This window comes from Quadrisphaera sp. RL12-1S, from assembly GCF_014270065.1.
Taxonomy (GTDB): Bacteria; Actinomycetota; Actinomycetes; order Actinomycetales; family Quadrisphaeraceae; genus Quadrisphaera.
Window position 1 is genome coordinate 1 of the sequence record NZ_JACNME010000011.1, and the last position, 15,743, is coordinate 15,743.

Here is a 15,743-nt window from a genome sequence, read left to right on the forward strand (position 1 = left end):
TAAGCACGCCGCCAGCGTTCGTCCTGAGCCAGGATCAAACTCTCCGTTGATGTGATAAACCCACCCACACCCAAAAGCACAGGCAGGCCAACACCCGATCAAGACCGAAACCGATCAAGACCAGAGAAAACGATCTGGCACGAAAAAGACGTCATCTGACATCCAACTCGAGCCAACAAAAGTTGGCATCGACATTCGGCACGCTGTTGAGTTCTCAAGAAACGAACACACACCGATCCCAGACCTCACGGCCGTTCACGGGGCAACTTCCCTACAGTAACCAGGTCCAGCGCCAGGATCAAGACCCCGGTCCGCTCTTCCCGTCCGGAAGCGAGATGAAACATTACCCCCACCCCACCCCCACACCAAATCGCGCCCCTGACCTGCGGCGATGCGACCGGGGCCTTCCGCCACGTCCCTCAGAGGGGGTCCGGCGCAGCCTCAAGGCGTTGCCGATCACGCTCACGGAGCTCAGCGCCATGGCCGCGGCGGCCACCTCGGGGGACAGCAGCACGCCGACCGCGGGGTACAGCACCCCTGCGGCCAGCGGGATGCCCAGGCCGTTGTAGGCGAAGGCGAACCAGAGGTTCTGCCGGATGTTGCGCATGGTGGCCCGGGAGAGCGCCACCGCCCGCACCAGGGCCTGGAGGTCGCTGTGCAGCAGCACGACCCCCGCACCCTCCACGGCCACGTCCGTCCCGGACCCCATGGCCACCCCGACGTCGGCGGCAGCGAGGGCGGGCGCGTCGTTGACGCCGTCCCCCACCATCGCCACGACGCGGCCCTGCGAGCGCAGGTCGGCCACGAAGCGCGCCTTGCCCTCCGGGCGCACCTCGGCCTCCACGCGCTCGATGCCGAGCTCAGCGGCCACGGCTGCGGCGGTCCCCCGCGCGTCACCGGTGAGCACGACCACCTCGAGCCCCTGCGACCGCAGCGCCGCCAGGGCGGCGGGAGTGCTCTCGCGGACGCGGTCGGTGATCGCCAGGAGCCCGACGGCGCGCCCGTCCACCGCGATGAGCACCGCCGTGCCCCCGCTGGCGCGCACCTGCGACGCGGGCCCGGCCAAGGAGCCGACCCCGTCGGCCCCCTCCTCCTCGAGGAACGCCGGGCTGCCGACCAGCACCGCGCGGCCCTGCACCACGGCGCGGACACCGCGGCCGGCAGGTGCCTCGAACCCCTCGGCCGCCGGGACCTCCAGCCCCCGGTCACGCGCGGCCTCCAGCACCGCCCGGGCGAGGGGGTGCTCGCTGCCTCGCTCGGCCGCGGCGGCCCAGCGCAGCACGTCGTCGTCGTCGTCATCGGGGCCGCTGGTGGCCGCCAGCCGGGCCGACGGGCGGCCCTCGGTGAGGGTCCCCGTCTTGTCGAGCACGACGACGTCGACCCGCTGCAGCCGCTCGAGCGCGGAGGCGTCCCGCACGAGCACGCCGAGCTGGGCGCCCCGGCCCACCCCGACACCGACGGACACCGGCGTCGCCAGCCCCAGCGCGCAGGGGCAGGCGATGATCAGCACCGACACGCCGACGACGAGGGCGTGCGGGAGACGGGGCTCGGGCCCGGCCAGGGCCCACACGAGGAAGGCCGCCAGCGCGACGCCCACCACCACGGGCACGAACACCGCCGACACCCGGTCGGCCACCCGCTGGACGGGAGCCCGCGAGCGCTGGGCCTCCTGGACGGACGCGACGATGCGGGCCAGCACGGTGTCCCGCCCGACCCCCTCGGCCCGCAGGAGGAAGCCGCCGCCTGACGCGGTGGTGCCGCCCACCACGCGGTCGCCGACGCCCTTGGTGACCGGCATGGGCTCACCGGTCACCAGCGACTCGTCGACGGTGGACCGGCCGTCGACCACGACGCCGTCCACGGGGACGCGTTCGCCGGGGCGCACCCGCAGGACGTCGCCGACGACCACCTCCTCGAGCGGCACCTCGGTCTCCTCCCCCGGGGACGGGGAGCTGCCGCAGGAGCTGCCGGCGCTGACGCGCACGGCCGTCGGAGGGGCGAGGTCCAGCAGGGCGCGGACGGCGCCGGAGGTGCGCTCGCGCGCCCGCAGCTCGAGGACCTGCCCGACGAGCACGAGCGCCACGATGACGGCGGCCGGCTCGAAGTACGCGGCGGGGCGTCCGTCCTGCCCCCTCAGCTCCAGCGGGAAGGCGCCCGGGAGGACCGTGGCGACCAGGCTGTAGGCGTAGGCGACGCCCACGCCCAGGGCGATCAGGGTGAACATGTTCAGCCGGCCCGTGCGCACCGACGTCCAGCCGCGCCGGAGGAAGGGCCACCCCGCCCACAGCACCACGGGGGTGGCCAGGACCAGCTGCGCCCAGCCGGACGCCGCGGGAGTCACGGCCCGGTCGAGCCCGGGCACGAGGTGGCTCCCCATCTCGAGGACGACGACGAGCGCCGCGAGCACGGCGGCGACCCGCAGGCGGCGGGTCATGTCGGCCAGCTCGGGGTTGGGTCCCGCCCCAGCGGTGACCTCCAGAGGCTCGAGGGCCATCCCGCACTCCGGGCAGCTGCCGGGTCCGCGGTGACGCACCTCGGGGTGCATGGGGCACGTGTAGGTGGCGTCCGCTCCGCCGTGGTCGCTCGCGGGCCGGTGGCCCTCGTGGCCGGGACTGCGCTCGTCGCCGGCCAGGAAGCGGGAGCGGCAGTGCTCGGAGCAGAACGCGTAGCGGTGCCCGTCCCGCTCGGCCGTGAGGGGCCCGTCGGGGTCCACGGACATGCCGCACACCGGGTCGACGGACCGCGCGGCGGTGCTCGTGGACGCGTGCTCGTGCTCAGCCACCCGTCCATGGTACCCCCGGGGGGTATCTGTGACGGGCCGGCGCGGTCCCGTCACCGCGGGACGACGACGTCCTCCACAGCGCCGGTCTGCGACGACCGGACCGTCGCCTCCACGACCGCGAGGCTGGCCAGGTTGTCGCGGCCGGTGACCTCCGGCGGAGGACCGCCCGCGGCCGCACGGGCGAACTGCTGCAGCCCCGCCGCGCGTCCCCACAGCGCCGACACCTCCAGCTCGACGGGGGTCTCGTCCCCGTCGGGACCCCGCAGGACGAGGGCGTCGTCCGCCGGAGGCGCCTCGCCGCCGTGGCGGCTCGCCAGCTGCAGCTCGCCGAGCTCGCCGGTGATGCTCCACTCCCCCGCCCACGGCGTGGGACGACCGCGCGACAGCCAGCTCCCGCGGTAGCTCGCCACCAGACCGCCGGTCATCTCGAGCAGCACCGAGGCGACGGCGGGCTCGACGAAGCGGCTCCACGGCGGGGACGAGGTCACGGCGTGCACGCGCTGGACCTCCCGCCCGGTGACGAACCGCAGGAGGTCGACGTGGTGGATCGCCATGTCCACCAGGAGCGGCTGGGGGAAGCGGTAGTGGGGGTTGGTCGCGGCGGGCGCGTCGTTGGACCACTTCCGGAAGTCGACCGCGACGGCCGAGAGCTCCCCGAGCGCGCCCTCGCGCAGCAGCCGGCGCGCGGCCCGCGGTGCGGGGTAGGCGCGGTAGTTCTGGCTGACCTGCAGCACCAGCCCGAGCTGCTCCGCCCTGACCACGGCGGTCGCGGCCTCGGCGGCCGTGGGCGCGAAGGGCTTCTCGACGAGCACGTGCAGCCCCGCCTCGAGCGCCTCCAGGGCGAGCGGGACGTGCGCGCCGACGGGAGCGGTGATGAGGACGCCGTCGGCCTCGACCTGTCGCAGCGCCTGCTCCAGAGAGGTGGCGCAGGCGCGGTCGGGCAGGTCGTGGGCGTGCTGGAAGGCCGCCAGCCCGGCGGTGTCGGGCTCGACCACGGCGACGCGGTCGACCTCGGGGACCCGCGGCAGCACGGTCCGCTCCCAGTCCCTGCCCCACCCGCCGAGCCCGATGTGCACCAGTCGCATGCACCGAGCCTGGTCCACTCCCGCGGAGCCGGCGAGGGCGGGGCCCCTGCCGGCCCTCAGCCCTCCGAGGGCGACCGCGGGGGCCGGGGGCGACCGACCGGCGTGGCCGCGAGCGCCCGCAGCGACGCGAGCACCCGGCCGCGGCGGCCGGCGGGCCCCGCCTGCTGCGGCTCCACGGCCGGGGCGGGCAGCGCGACCACGAGGTCGGCGGGGGCGAGGCCGTCGACCACCTCGACGGCGGCTGGTCCGTCGGCCCAGGCCGCCGGGTCCACCTCGACGTCCGTGCCGGTGGCGCTGACGACGACGCGGGCCCCGCCCGGGCGGTGCAGGACGGCGACGGCGCCGTCCCACAGCGCCGTGCTGGCCGAGCCGTCCGCGTGCCGCACCTGCACGCCGTCCTCACCGAGGACCAGGCGCGCCGTGCCGCCGTCGGCGGGCACCCAGGTGCGACCGGTGAGGGGGCCGCGCTCGTCAGCGCGGGCGAGCGGCAGCCCCGCGGGGGCGCTGACGTCGTGGGGGACCTGCAGCAGGCCGGCGCCGAGCGCGGTCCGCAGCGCCTCGAGCACGTCGGCGGGGCTCAGGGTGCGCGCCTGCTCGAGCAGGCGGGCGTGCGGCGCGACCGCCGGCGGCTCGGCCAGGCCCGACAGCAGCCACGCCCGCGCCAGCTCGTCCAGCTCGTCGAGCTCGTCCAGGGGGCCGGTGGCGGACAGGTCGGACACCCACCGGGACAGCTCCGCGTCCGGGAGCGGTTCGCTGCAGGCGCGGGCGGTGGCGTCCTGCACGGCGTGCAGGGCGTCCTGCGCCGGGTCCGCCGCGGCGTGGACCGCCAGGCCGAGCTCGAGCACGCCGCCGCCGACGGGCGTGACCTCCACCTCGACGTCGGTGGCCGCCGCACCGCGCAGCCTCAGCTCCTCGAGCGCGAGGCGGTGCAGCCACCACCACCCGGCGTGCGCGGCGGCGCCGTCCTGCGCGAGCGCGGTGACCGCCACGGACCCCGAGGGCCCCTCCACGCGGGCGGGCAGGGAGAGCTGGGGCGCCTGCGGCGCGGACGCCGGCGACGCCTCGCCGGAGAGCAGCGGCAGGACCCAGCCGGGGGCCCGCGGCCCGGTCACCGACAGGACGGCGTTGGACGCGGAGAACCAGCGCTCCACCCAGCGGGTGAGCGCTGCCCCGTCTGCGGTGGGAGCGGCGAGCTCGGAGGTGGCGAGCTGGCCCCAGCCGCGCATCCCGTGGCGGGCGGTGCGGAGCAGGTCCCAGCTGCTGGGCAGGCGCAGGTCCGCCTCGGCCTGCAGGTGGCCGACCTCGTGGGCGACCTCCTCGGGCAGGACCTCGCCGAGGGACGCCAGGCCCTCGCAGAGCGCGACCAGCCGGTCGCGGACGTCGCTCTCGGAGCCGGTGGCCGTGAAGACGACCTCCAGCGGCGAGGTGCACGGCCGGTGCCAGGGCTCGGCGGGACGCTCCCCGTCCGCCTCGAGCCCGACGTCCGTGAAGCGGTGCGCCAGGTGGGCCACGAGGTGGGTGAGGCCCCGCTCGGGCAGCCGCTCGTCGACCGCGCCGACGCGGAAGGCGAGCCGCGCGCGCACCGGTCCCGGCGCCGGCAGCCACGCCACGCGCAGACCGCGGCGCGTGGCGCCGAACTGGACGCCGCGCGGCTCGCGCGCGGCGTCCTCGGGGGCCTCGGCCGCGACGGGCAGCGGTGCGGCGGCCGGGGGCGCCGGAGTCGTCATCGGGACGGCCGTGGTGGTCACCCTCCGGGCATCGGCACGAGGCGCCGGTCGCTCAAGCGCCGGGACCGGGCCGCTCGCGCCCCGGGGCGGTGCTCACAGCGGAGCGGTGCCCTCCGCGACCTGCGCCGGGTGGTGTCGCACGAGGAACGAGCGCAGGTTCTTGGCGGCCAGGACGTCCCCGGCCCGCACGCCCCGGGAGAGCACCCGCCGCGCCTCCACCACCCGCCCGCGCCGCTCCAGCAGCAGCCCCAGGTTGTTCCACGCGCGCGGCTCCCCGCCCTCCGCCAGCGAGCGCAGCACCCGCTCGGCGCCGTCGAGGTCTCCGCGGTCCTCCTCGAGCAGCAGAGCGAGGCGGATGGCGCTGGTCGGGTCCCCCTCGGCGGCACCGGCGCGCAGCAGCGACTCGGCCTCCGCGAGCGCCGCCGCGTCCGGGCGCCGGACGCCTCGTGTGCGGAGCAGCCACGCCAGGTCCCCGCGCGCGTCGGCGTCGACGTCCGCCCCGGACCGCAGCAACCGCTCCACCTCACCGCCCGGCGGCAGCGCGGCCAGCCCGTCCTCGCCCCCCGCCGCCGGGCCGGAGGCCTCGCTGAACAGCCAGGTGCCCAGCACCGCGCTCGCCTCCGCGTCCCCCGCGGCAGCGGCGGCGCGCAGCAGGTCCCGGGCGTCGTCCTCACCGCCGCGGACCCCCGGGGCGCCGGCGTGCCAGCGCCACACGTCGGCCAGGAACACCAGCGCCCGCGGGTCCCCGGCGGCGCGCGCCCCCTGGTAGGCGGACTCGGCCCCCGCCCAGTCCTCGAGGCGCTCGCGGGCGATGCCCAGGTTCAGGCCCGCCATCGGGTCGCCCTGCTCCACGGCCCGCGCGAAGGCGGCCTCCGCCTCCGCGTCGCGCCCGAGGTCGAGCAGGGCGTTGCCGAGGCCGAGCAGGGCGTCCCGGTCTCCCAGCTGCACGGCGCGCGCGAACGCCTCCGCAGCCTCCTCGTGGTGACCCGCCTCGGCGGCGTCGACGCCGCGGTCGTGGTGCTCCGCCGCGCTCTGCGCGCCACCCGCCCCGGTCTGGTCCACCCCCGTACTGTGCCAACCCGCCCCGACCGACGCGGACGCGGCGCCTCAGGGGCGCAGGGACAGGACGTCCTCGGCGGGCACGCGGGGCAGCGGCAGCGTGCGGGGCGCCGAGGCGGGCAGCCGCAGGACGCCCGGGACCCGCCCCGTCGGGGCCTGCAGCAGCAGCGCCCGCGTGCGGCGCGCTCCGCGGACCCGGACGGTGGCCACGAGGGCGAGGACGACGGCGACCGCGGCGACGGCCACCGCGACGACCACCGGGACGGCGTCGAGCGCCGCGAAGAGCCCGGCCTCCGCGGCCAGCACGCCAGCGGCCCCGGCCACCGACCAGGAGCTCACCACCCGGTGCCCCCCGGGCGCCCACACGTCTCCCGGAGAGCGGCGGGCCGTCCGCGCCAGCGCGACGGCCAGCGCCAGCGCCTGCTCGTCGTGGGAGCGCACCCCGCGCTGCGCGGCCTGCACCACGGCGCGCCGGCGCGCTCGCGGCAGGGCCCGCCAGGCCCTCGCCGCTGCCCGGCGGTCCTCGGTCCCGCCCCGCTGCTCACCCACACGACGAGGGTTCCACCGACGGCACCGCGGTGGTGAGACCGACACGCGGGGCCCCGGGGCCGCGTCCCCCGCCGGGGAGGACGCCGGGGTGGCCCGGCGGGGCGGCCCCGCGCCCTGGCGGGCCCCCGCGGCGGCGCCTAGCGTCGTCGTCGTGAGCACCGCAGACACCACCGGGACCCGCACCCTCGGCTCCCCGCGGAACGGCACCGCCCTGGAGGTCTCCGCCCTGGGCCTCGGCTGCATGGGCTTCAGCCAGTCGTTCGGCCCGAACCCCGGCACCCGCGAGGAGATGGTGGCCGTCATCCGCGGCGCGGTGGAGCGGGGCGTGACGCTCTTCGACACCGCCGAGGTCTACGGGCCCTTCGTCAACGAGGAGCTGGTGGGCGAGGCCCTGGAGCCCGTCCGCGACCAGGTGGTCATCGCCACCAAGTTCGGCTTCGCCATCGACGAGGCCTCGAAGCGGCACGGTGGCCCGAACGGCACGGACAGCCGCCCCGAGCACGTGCGCGAGGTGGTGGAGGCCAGCCTGCGGCGCCTGCGCACCGACGTCATCGACCTGCTCTACCAGCACCGCGTGGATCCCGACGTGCCGGTCGAGGACGTGGCGGGGGTGGTCGGCGAGCTGGTCGCCGAGGGCAAGGTCAAGCACTTCGGCCTGTCGGAGGCCAGCGCCGCCACCATCCGCCGCGCGCACGCCGTGCACCCGGTGACGGCGCTGCAGAGCGAGTACTCGATCTGGTTCCGGGACGTCGAGGCCGAGGTGCTGCCGACCCTGGAGGAGCTCGGCATCGGGCTGGTGCCCTTCAGCCCGCTGGGACGCGGCTTCCTCACCGGCGGCGTCAGCGCGGCCAGCACGTTCGGGGACGACGACATCCGCGCCGGGCTGCCCCGGTTCACGCCCGAGGCGCTGGCCGCCAACCAGGCCCTGCTCGACCTCCTGGGCGAGGTCGCCGCCGCGAAGGGGGCCACCACCGGGCAGATCGCGCTGGCCTGGCTGCTCGCGCAGCGCCCGTGGGTGGTGCCGATCCCCGGCACGCGACGCCTCAGCAGGCTCGAGGAGAACCTCGGGGCCGTCGAGCTGGACCTCACCGCCGAGGACGTCGCGGCCATCGACGCCGCGCACGCGCGCGTCGAGGTCCAGGGCGAGCGCTACCCGGAGCACATGGCGCGGCTCACCAACGGCTGAGCCCGCCCCTGGCGGCTGCGGCGCCGCAGCCGCCAGGATCACGCGGGTGAGCCGCGTGACGATGCGTCCCTTCCACGCCGACGACGTCGAGGGGGTGCTCGCGCTGTGGGAGGCCTCGGCCCGCACGGCCGGTCAGCCGGTGTACGGGCTGGCCGAGGTGCTCGCCTCCTGCGAGAAGGACCACGCCGTCCTCGCCCACGAGGCCGGACGCCTGGTCGGCGCCGTCGTCGGGCGCGCCGCCCACGCCCAGGGGTGGGTGGTCTTCCTCGGGACCGCGCCCGGGCACGAGGACCTGGGACCGCGCCTGCTGGCCGCCCTGGAGCGGGAGATGACGGGGTCCGGCCTCACCAAGCTGTCAGCCCTGCTCACCGACGACCCCACCGCCCTGGGCGCCTTCCACCGCCAGGGCTTCCGCACCCTCAAGGACCTGCACTACCTCGAGCGCGACCTGCCCCTGCAGCGCGCCGAGGTCGCCCTGCTCGCCGAGCTCGGCGGGCGGATGCTGCCCCGTGACCGCTGGGACGCCATCGGCGGCATGACCGAGGAGAAGGGCCTGCTGGAGCGCCGCCTGGTGATCCCCCTGGCCCACCCCGACGTCGCCGACAGGTTCGGGGTGGCCCCGCCGCGCGCCGTGGTCCTGTTCGGCCCGCCCGGCACCGGCAAGACCACCTTCGCCAAGGCCATCGCCTCCCGGCTGGAGTGGCCCTTCGTGGAGGTCTTCCCCTCCCGCCTGGCCGCCGACCCCGCCGGGCTGGCCGGCGCGCTGCGCGACACCTTCACCAAGATCGCCGCGCTGGAGCACGTGGTGGTGTTCATCGACGAGGTCGAGGAGATCGCCGGCAGGCGAGGGGGTGAGCCGCCCAGCCCGCTGCAGGGCGTCACCAACGAGCTGCTCAAGCTCATCCCGGCGTTCCGGGAGCAGCCCGGGCGGTTGCTGGTGTGCGCCACCAACTTCATCCGCGCCATCGACGGGGCGTTCCTGCGCCACGGGCGCTTCGACTACGTGCTGCCCATCGGGCTGCCCGACGCCGCCGCCCGCCACGCGATCTGGCGGGCGTACCTGCCCGCCGGTGCGGCCAGCCGGCCGGGAGGTGTGGACCTGGCCGAGGTGGTCGCGCACAGCGAGGGCTTCTCCCCCGCCGACATCGAGTTCGCCGCTCGGCGCGCCTCCCAGGCCGCCATGGAGCACGCCCTCGCCAGCGCCGGCGACGGCGGGGAGGTCGGTGCCGACGGCGGCCCGCTGGGGCCGACCACGCAGGACTACCTGCGGGCCGTGGCCAGCACCCGCGCCACCGTCTCCGCGGAAGCGGCCGCCGAGTTCGCCGAGGACATCACGACGCTGGCGCGCCTGTGACGCGCCGGCCCCGGCCACCCTCGTCGTCGTCGCCGCCGTCGTCCAGCGCGGAGAACCAGTCCGCGTAGGGCGTCGTGCGGGCGAGGTGGCGGGTGAGGTCGGGGGCGCCGTCGTCCCACCACACGGGGCCGCGCTCGCCGAGGGCCTCCTTGGCCGCCTGCACGCGGGAGCGGGCGGCGGCACGCGCGTCGTCGTCGCCGGAGCGCAGGGCCGCGCCCTTGGCGCGGCGCGCGGCCATGAGCTCGGCCACCAGGCGCTCGCGCTCGGCGCCCTCCAGGCGCGGGTCGCTGCGACGCCACAGGCGGCCGCGCACCACGAGGTAGCGGCCGTCCGGCGTCACCGGGGGTTCGCCGCGGCGCGCGTCGGAGCCCACCCGGAGACGCTAAGCGACCGCGGTCCCCGCCGCCGTGTGACGAGTGCGTTTCGCACCGCCCGCGCGCCCGGGACGGGCGCGACCATGGTCCATGGCCGTCACCGACCCGCCCGCCGTGACGCTCCCCACGCCGAGCGCGCCCCCCGCCGCACCCCCGAGCACGAGGCCCGGCGCGGTGCTGCCCGAGGCGCGGCAGGTGGTCCTGCACGTGCCGGAGAAGCGGCGCTACGAGGTGCACGTCGGCGGGAGGCGCGCCGGTTTCACCGAGTACTTCGAGTCCGAGGGGCGGCGGGTGTTCGTCCACACCGAGGTCGGCCAGGCGTTCAGCGGTCGCGGCCTGGCCAGCGCGGTCGTGCGGCACGCCCTCGAGCAGACCCGCACCGACGGCCGGCGGGCGGCGGCCATCTGCCCCTTCGTCAGCCGCTGGGTGGCCGCGCACCCGGAGTTCGACGACGTCGTGGTGCAGCGCCGCCCCTGACCCGGGGCGCCGGCCGACGAGCGGCGGGCGGCGGGTCAGGGGCGGCAGAGGTGAGTCAGCGCCTGGTGGAGAAGGCGGCGTCGAAGGCGGCGGCCGGCGGGGAGATCCTCGCGAGCTCCCTCACCATCGCCAGCGCCTGCGGAGCGCCGACGAGGCGGTCCATGCCGGCGTCCTCCCACTCCACGCTGGTAGGACCGGCGTAGCCGATGGCGTTGAGGGTGCGGAAGATCGGCTCCCAGTCCACGTGGCCGTGGCCGGCGGTGACGAAGTCCCAGCCGCGGCGCGGGTCGGCCCAGGGCAGGTGCGAGCCCAGCCGGCCGTTGCGGCCGTCGAGGTGGCGGACCGACTCCTTGACGTGGACGTGGTAGATCTTCTCGGCGAAGTCCTGCAGGAACATCACCGGGTCGAGGTCCTGCCAGATGAAGTGCGACGGGTCGAAGTTCAGCCCGAAGCCGGGGCGGTCGAGCACCTCGAGGGTCTTCTTGGCGGTCCAGTAGTCGTAGGCGATCTCGCTGGGGTGCACCTCGAGCGCGAAGCGCACCCCGACCTCGTCGAAGACGTCGATGATCGGGTTCCAGCGACGGGCGAAGTCCTCGTACCCGCGCTCGATCATCCCGGCGGGCGGCGGCGGGAACATGGCCACGCACTTCCAGATGGAGGAGCCGGTGAAGCCCGTGACGGTCTTCACGCCCATCTTGGCGGCGGCGCGGGCGGTCATCTTCAGCGCGTCGGCCGCGCGCTGGCGCACGCCCTCGGGCTCGCCGTCGCCCCACACGCGCGGGGAGAGCATGTCCTCGTGGCGCTCGTCGATCGGGTCGTCGCAGACGGCCTGGCCGGTGAGGTGGTTGGAGATGGCGAAGACCTGCAGGCCGTTCTCGGCCAGGACCCTCTGCTTCTCCTCGAGGTAGCCGTCCTCCTCCACCACGCGGTACGGGTCGAGGTGGTCGCCCCAGCAGGCGATCTCGAGGCCGTCGAAGCCCCACTCGCCGGCCAGCCGGGCCACCTCGGTGAAGGGCAGGTCGGCCCACTGGCCGGTGAACAGCGTGATCGGTCGCGTCATCGTCGAAGCTCCTGCTCGTCAGCGGTGGTGGTGCCCCAGCATGGACCTACCGGGTGGTAGGTCCGGAGCGGGGGGTCAGACGTCTCGGACGGTGGCGGCGCGGCGCTGCAGGGTGGGGATGAGCACCTCCGGGCGCATCACGGCGTCGACCTGCTCCGGGGTCATGAGGCCGCGCTCGACCACCAGCTCGGTGACGCTGCGCCCCGAGGCCAGCGCCTCGGCCGCGACCTCGGTGGCCGCGGCGTAGCCGATGTGCGGGTTGAGCGCCGTGACGATGCCGATGGAGCGCTCCACCACCCCGCGCAGGTGCTCGGTGTTGGCGGTGATGCCCATCACGCACCGGGTCTCCAGCACGCGGCAGGCGGCCGTCAGGTGCGTCACGGACTCGAAGAGGTTGTGGGCGATGATCGGCTCGAAGGCGTTGAGCTGCAGCTGCCCGCCCTCGGCGGCGAAGGAGATCGCGACGTCGTTGCCGACCACCTCGAAGGCCACCTGGTTGACCACCTCGGGGATCACCGGGTTCACCTTGCCCGGCATGATCGAGGACCCCGCCTGGACCGGGGGCAGGTTGATCTCCGAGAAGCCGCTGCGCGGTCCGGAGGACAGCAGCCGCAGGTCGTTGCAGATCTTCGACAGCTTCACCGCGGTGCGCTTGAGCACGCCCGAGAGCTGCACGAAGGAGCCGACGTCCTGGGTGGCCTCCACGAGGTCGGTGGCGCTCACCACGGGGACGCCGCTGATCTCGCGCAGGGCGGCGACGGCGAGCTCCGTGTAGCGGCTCGGGGCGTTGAGGCCGGTGCCGATCGCCGTCCCCCCGAGGTTGATCTCCCGGATGAGCGCAGCCGCCTCGCCGAGGCGGTCAGCGTCCTCGGCGACCATGACGGCGTAGGTGGCGAACTCCTGCCCGAGCGTCATGGGCACGGCGTCCTGCAGCTGGGTGCGGCCCATCTTGAGGACGCCGGCGAACTCGTCGGCCTTGAGCGCGAAGGCCTGCGACAGGCTCTTCATGACCGCGTGGAGCCTGTCGATGGCGACGTGCACCGCCACCTTCACCGCCGTCGGGTAGACGTCGTTGGTGGACTGGCTGCGGTTGACCTGGTCGAGCGGGTGGACCACGGAGTAGTCGCCCTTGGTGCCGCCGAGCAGCTCGATGGCGCGGTTGGCGATGACCTCGTTGGCGTTCATGTTGGTGGACGTGCCGGCGCCGCCCTGGATGACGTCGACGACGAAGTGCTCGTGCAGCCGCCCGCCGCGGACCTCCTCGCAGGCCGCCTCGATCGCCGCAGCCACCTCCGGGGTCAGCAGGCCCAGCTCGGCGTTGGCGCGCGCCGCGGCCTGCTTCACGCAGGCCAGCGCCACCACGAGGTCGGGGTGGGTGCTGATGGGGCTGCCCGAGATGGGGAAGTTCTCCAGCGCCCGCAGGGTGTGGACGCCGTAGTAGGCGGCCGCGTCGACCTCGCGGTCTCCCAGCAGGTCGTGCTCGCGGCGCGTGTGGCCCGTGGTCCCGGGGGTCCGCGCGGTCGTCTCCGGCGTCGACACGGCGGCGAGCCTAGCCACGCCCCGGACGCCGCCTCAGGAGGGTCGCGGCCGGGGCGGCTGCGCCCCCTCGTGCTGCACGGTGACCGCCGCGGCGGCGGTGGCGGCCTCGACGGCGGCGCGGCGGTCGTCTCCGGCGGCCAGCCGGGCCGCCAGGACCCCGCAGAAGGAGTCACCGGCGCCGGTCGTGTCGACGACGTGCTCCACCCGGCGTCCGGGGACGACCAGGTCGCCCCACCGCGAGCCGTCGGCGCCCAGCGTGACGAGCAGCGACCACGGGTGCTGGCCGTCGGCCTCCAGCAGGGCCGCCTCGTGCTCGTTGACGACCACCGGGTCGGCCAGCTCGAGCACGTCGGCGGGCAGCGCGGCGTAGGGGGCGAGGTTGAGCACCACGCGCGCTCCCCGCGCTGCTGCCCGCCGCGCGCCCTCGGCGACGACCTCCAGGGGCAGCTCCAGCTGCGCCAGCAGGACGTCCCCCGGCCCGAGCGCCGCGGCGGCGTCCAGCGCCGCCAGGTCCTCCGCGCCGACCCGGTGGTTGGCGCCGGGTGCGACGACGATGGTGTTCTCGCCGCCGGCGTCCACGCAGATGACCGCGGTCCCCGTGGGGGTGCCGTCCACGGCGCGGGCCGCTGAGACGTCGACGCCGAAGGCCTCCAGCCGACGCAGGTACTCGCGCCCGGCGTCGTCGTCCCCGACGGCGCCCACCAGCACCGTGCCGGCACCGGCGGCGGCCGCTGCGACGGCCTGGTTGCCGCCCTTGCCGCCGAAGCGGCGCTCCAGGCCGCCCGCGAGCAGCGTCTCACCGCCCCGGGGGTGCCGCTCCACCTGCAGGTGCAGGTCGACGTTGACGGACCCCAGCACGACCACCCTGCCCACAGCCGTCAGCCTAGGCGCCGCGCCGGCCCTCAGTCGTCCAGCTGGAGCTCGCCCAGGCGCGACCAGTCGTCCTGCGGGAGCTGGAAGTTCACGATCCGCGGGCGCTCGGCCACCTTCTCGCCGAGCGTCCTCATGGCGTGGGCGAAGTGGTCGCTGCTGACGTGGGGACCGGCGCCATCGTCCGTGAAGGCCTCGAGCAGGACGTACTCGGTCGGGTCCTCGACGCTGCGGGACCAGTCGAAGAAGAGGTTGCCGGGCTCGGCGCGGGTCGCCTCGGTGAAGTCGGCCACCGCCTCCAGCCAGCTGTCCGCGTGCTCGGGCTTGATGCGCCACTTCACGGCGATGAAGATCATCGGAGCTCCCCTCAGGACGTCGGCGTCCGGTGCGACCGGCGTGACCACCCTAGGCGTGACGAGCGGTTGCGCCGAACGGGGCACGTCCGGCGCGGAGGGCTCCACACGAGGCCCCCGACCGCCGAGGAAGAGGGTTGCGCGCCGGAGCCGGCGCACGAGGAGAGAAGCGTGGACGTGGTGACCGCGCGCTGGACGGCGCGCAACGGCTGGAGCCCCCGGCTGCCCGACTGGGACGGACTGAGCACCCTGCTGCTGGTGCTGGGCGACTCCGACCTGCTGGACGGGACCGGGGACGCCTCCGCCGCCCTGCGGGAGGTGGTGGACGCCCACCCCCGCTCGGTGGTGGTCGGCTGCTCGACCGCCGGCCAGGTGGTGGGCGCCGAGGTCGCCGACGGCGGACTCACCGCCTGCGTGGTCCGCTTCGCCACCTCGCGCCTCGCGCTGGAGGCCTCCGCGGTCACCGCGGCAGGCTCCGCCGAGGTCGGCCGCGAGCTCGGGCAGCGCCTGCGCAGCCGCGGTGACGACCTCGCCTGGGTGCTGGTGCTGGCCGACGGCCTGGACGTCAACGGCAGCGCTCTGGCGGGCGGTCTCGCCGGGGGCGCGGGTGACGGCGTGCTCGTGACGGGAGGCCTGGCCGGGGACGGGGACAGGTTCGAGCGGACCTGGGTGCTCGTGGACGGCAGGCCGGTGGCCGCCAGCGCGACCGCCGTCGGCGTGTACGGCGCCGACGTGCAGGTCCGGGCGAGCTCGCGCGGCGGCTGGTCGCCGCTCGGCCCCCAGCGCTCGGTGACGCGCGCCGAGGGCTCTCTGCTGCTGGAGCTGGACGGCCGTCCGGCGCTGGACCTGTACCGCGAGTACCTCGGTGACCGCGCGCAGGGCCTGCCCGGCACGGCGCTGCTCTTCCCGCTGCAGGTGCGCACGCCCCAGCGGCCCGACCGCGACCTGGTGCGCACCGTGCTCGGGGTGGACGACGCCGCGCGCAGCATGACCTTCGCCGGCGACGTCCCCGAGGGCTCCGTGGCCCAGCTCATGCGCACCACCACCGGGGACCTCGTCGACGCCGCCGGAGACGCCGCAGCGGCGGCCGCGCTGCCCGCGGGCCCGCCGGTGCTGGCCCTGGCCGTGAGCTGCGTGGGCCGCCGCCTCCTCCTGGGACGGCGCACCGAGGACGAGCTCGACGCCGTGGTGGACCGGCTCGGCGGCGACGACCAGGTGGTCGGCTTCTACTCCTACGGAGAGCTGTCGCCCGCCGGCTCCACCGGGTGCGACCTGCACAACCAGACCATGACGCTGACCCTGCTGCGGGAGGCCGCCTCGTGACCGAG

At 75.9% G+C, this 15,743-nt stretch carries 14 protein-coding genes; 4 read left to right on the plus strand and 10 right to left on the minus strand.

The annotated features are described in order from the left end of the window. Positions 1-343: 343 nt before the first annotated feature. The 5 genes from H7K62_RS16725 to H7K62_RS16745 all read right to left on the minus strand — a co-directional run bounded on the left by H7K62_RS16725 (position 344) and on the right by H7K62_RS16745 (position 7,202). Complete coding sequence (locus H7K62_RS16725; protein ID WP_222437760.1) at positions 344-2,782, minus strand: heavy metal translocating P-type ATPase; 2,439 nt, start codon at positions 2,780-2,782, stop codon at positions 344-346. Positions 2,783-2,832: 50 nt separating this feature from the next. After that, the gene (locus H7K62_RS16730) at positions 2,833-3,867 is read right to left on the minus strand and encodes a Gfo/Idh/MocA family protein (RefSeq protein WP_186720501.1); all 1,035 of its coding nucleotides are present in this window, start codon (positions 3,865-3,867) and stop codon (positions 2,833-2,835) included. Between the two features lie 56 nt (positions 3,868-3,923). Continuing rightward, entirely contained in the window at positions 3,924-5,615 is a 1,692-nt protein-coding gene (locus H7K62_RS16735; protein WP_186720503.1) for a hypothetical protein, read from the minus strand. Positions 5,616-5,687: 72 nt separating this feature from the next. Next, positions 5,688-6,656, minus strand: coding sequence for a tetratricopeptide repeat protein (locus H7K62_RS16740; protein WP_186720505.1), 969 nt, complete (start codon positions 6,654-6,656; stop codon positions 5,688-5,690). Between the two features lie 45 nt (positions 6,657-6,701). After that, positions 6,702-7,202, minus strand: coding sequence for a hypothetical protein (locus H7K62_RS16745; RefSeq protein WP_186720507.1), 501 nt, complete (start codon positions 7,200-7,202; stop codon positions 6,702-6,704). A gap of 151 nt (positions 7,203-7,353) precedes the next feature. Here H7K62_RS16745 and H7K62_RS16750 point away from each other — a divergent pair, with 151 nt between their 5' ends. Together H7K62_RS16750 and H7K62_RS24180 are read left to right on the plus strand one after the other, a co-directional pair. Continuing rightward, entirely contained in the window at positions 7,354-8,388 is a 1,035-nt protein-coding gene (locus tag H7K62_RS16750; protein WP_370591826.1) for an aldo/keto reductase, read from the plus strand. Positions 8,389-8,434: 46 nt separating this feature from the next. Then, the gene (locus H7K62_RS24180) at positions 8,435-9,742 is read left to right on the plus strand and encodes an ATP-binding protein (protein WP_186720514.1); all 1,308 of its coding nucleotides are present in this window, start codon (positions 8,435-8,437) and stop codon (positions 9,740-9,742) included. Here H7K62_RS24180 and H7K62_RS16760 read toward each other — a convergent pair. Then, positions 9,720-10,115, minus strand: a complete 396-nt coding sequence (locus H7K62_RS16760; RefSeq protein ID WP_222437761.1) for a hypothetical protein — start codon at positions 10,113-10,115, stop codon at positions 9,720-9,722. The genes H7K62_RS24180 and H7K62_RS16760 overlap by 23 nt on opposite strands. A gap of 91 nt (positions 10,116-10,206) precedes the next feature. Between H7K62_RS16760 and H7K62_RS16765 the strand changes: the two genes are divergently transcribed. Then, the gene (locus tag H7K62_RS16765; RefSeq protein WP_186720517.1) at positions 10,207-10,593 is read left to right on the plus strand and encodes a GNAT family N-acetyltransferase; all 387 of its coding nucleotides are present in this window, start codon (positions 10,207-10,209) and stop codon (positions 10,591-10,593) included. A 55-nt stretch (positions 10,594-10,648) separates the two neighbouring features. Here H7K62_RS16765 and H7K62_RS16770 read toward each other — a convergent pair whose 3' ends face one another. The 4 genes from H7K62_RS16770 to H7K62_RS16785 form a co-directional block, all read right to left on the minus strand. After that, a complete protein-coding gene (locus H7K62_RS16770) occupies positions 10,649-11,653 on the minus strand; it encodes a sugar phosphate isomerase/epimerase family protein (protein WP_186720519.1) in 1,005 nt (334 codons plus the stop codon). A 75-nt stretch (positions 11,654-11,728) separates the two neighbouring features. Further along, entirely contained in the window at positions 11,729-13,192 is a 1,464-nt protein-coding gene (locus H7K62_RS16775) for an aspartate ammonia-lyase (protein ID WP_186720521.1), read from the minus strand. Between the two features lie 33 nt (positions 13,193-13,225). Next, positions 13,226-14,065: a PfkB family carbohydrate kinase gene (locus tag H7K62_RS16780; RefSeq protein WP_186720523.1), complete on the minus strand. Its 840-nt coding sequence runs from the start codon at positions 14,063-14,065 to the stop codon at positions 13,226-13,228. 29 nt (positions 14,066-14,094) lie between these two features. Next, positions 14,095-14,418, minus strand: a complete 324-nt coding sequence (locus tag H7K62_RS16785; protein WP_186720525.1) for a putative quinol monooxygenase — start codon at positions 14,416-14,418, stop codon at positions 14,095-14,097. A gap of 168 nt (positions 14,419-14,586) precedes the next feature. Here H7K62_RS16785 and H7K62_RS16790 point away from each other — a divergent pair, with 168 nt between their 5' ends. Then, positions 14,587-15,738 (plus strand): FIST signal transduction protein, encoded by a 1,152-nt coding sequence (locus H7K62_RS16790; RefSeq protein ID WP_186720527.1) that lies wholly within the window; start codon positions 14,587-14,589, stop codon positions 15,736-15,738. Positions 15,739-15,743 lie beyond the last annotated feature (5 nt).

Bases quoted from the DNA above. Each gene is read 5' to 3' on its own strand.
- H7K62_RS16730 (WP_186720501.1), bottom strand. From the start codon at position 3,867: ATGCGACTGGTGCACATCGGGCTCGGCGGGTGGGGCAGGGACTGGGAG.
- H7K62_RS16765 (WP_186720517.1), top strand. From the start codon at position 10,207: ATGGCCGTCACCGACCCGCCCGCCGTGACGCTCCCCACGCCGAGCGCG.
- H7K62_RS16770 (WP_186720519.1), bottom strand. From the start codon at position 11,653: ATGACGCGACCGATCACGCTGTTCACCGGCCAGTGGGCCGACCTGCCC.
- H7K62_RS16785 (WP_186720525.1), bottom strand. From the start codon at position 14,418: ATGATCTTCATCGCCGTGAAGTGGCGCATCAAGCCCGAGCACGCGGAC.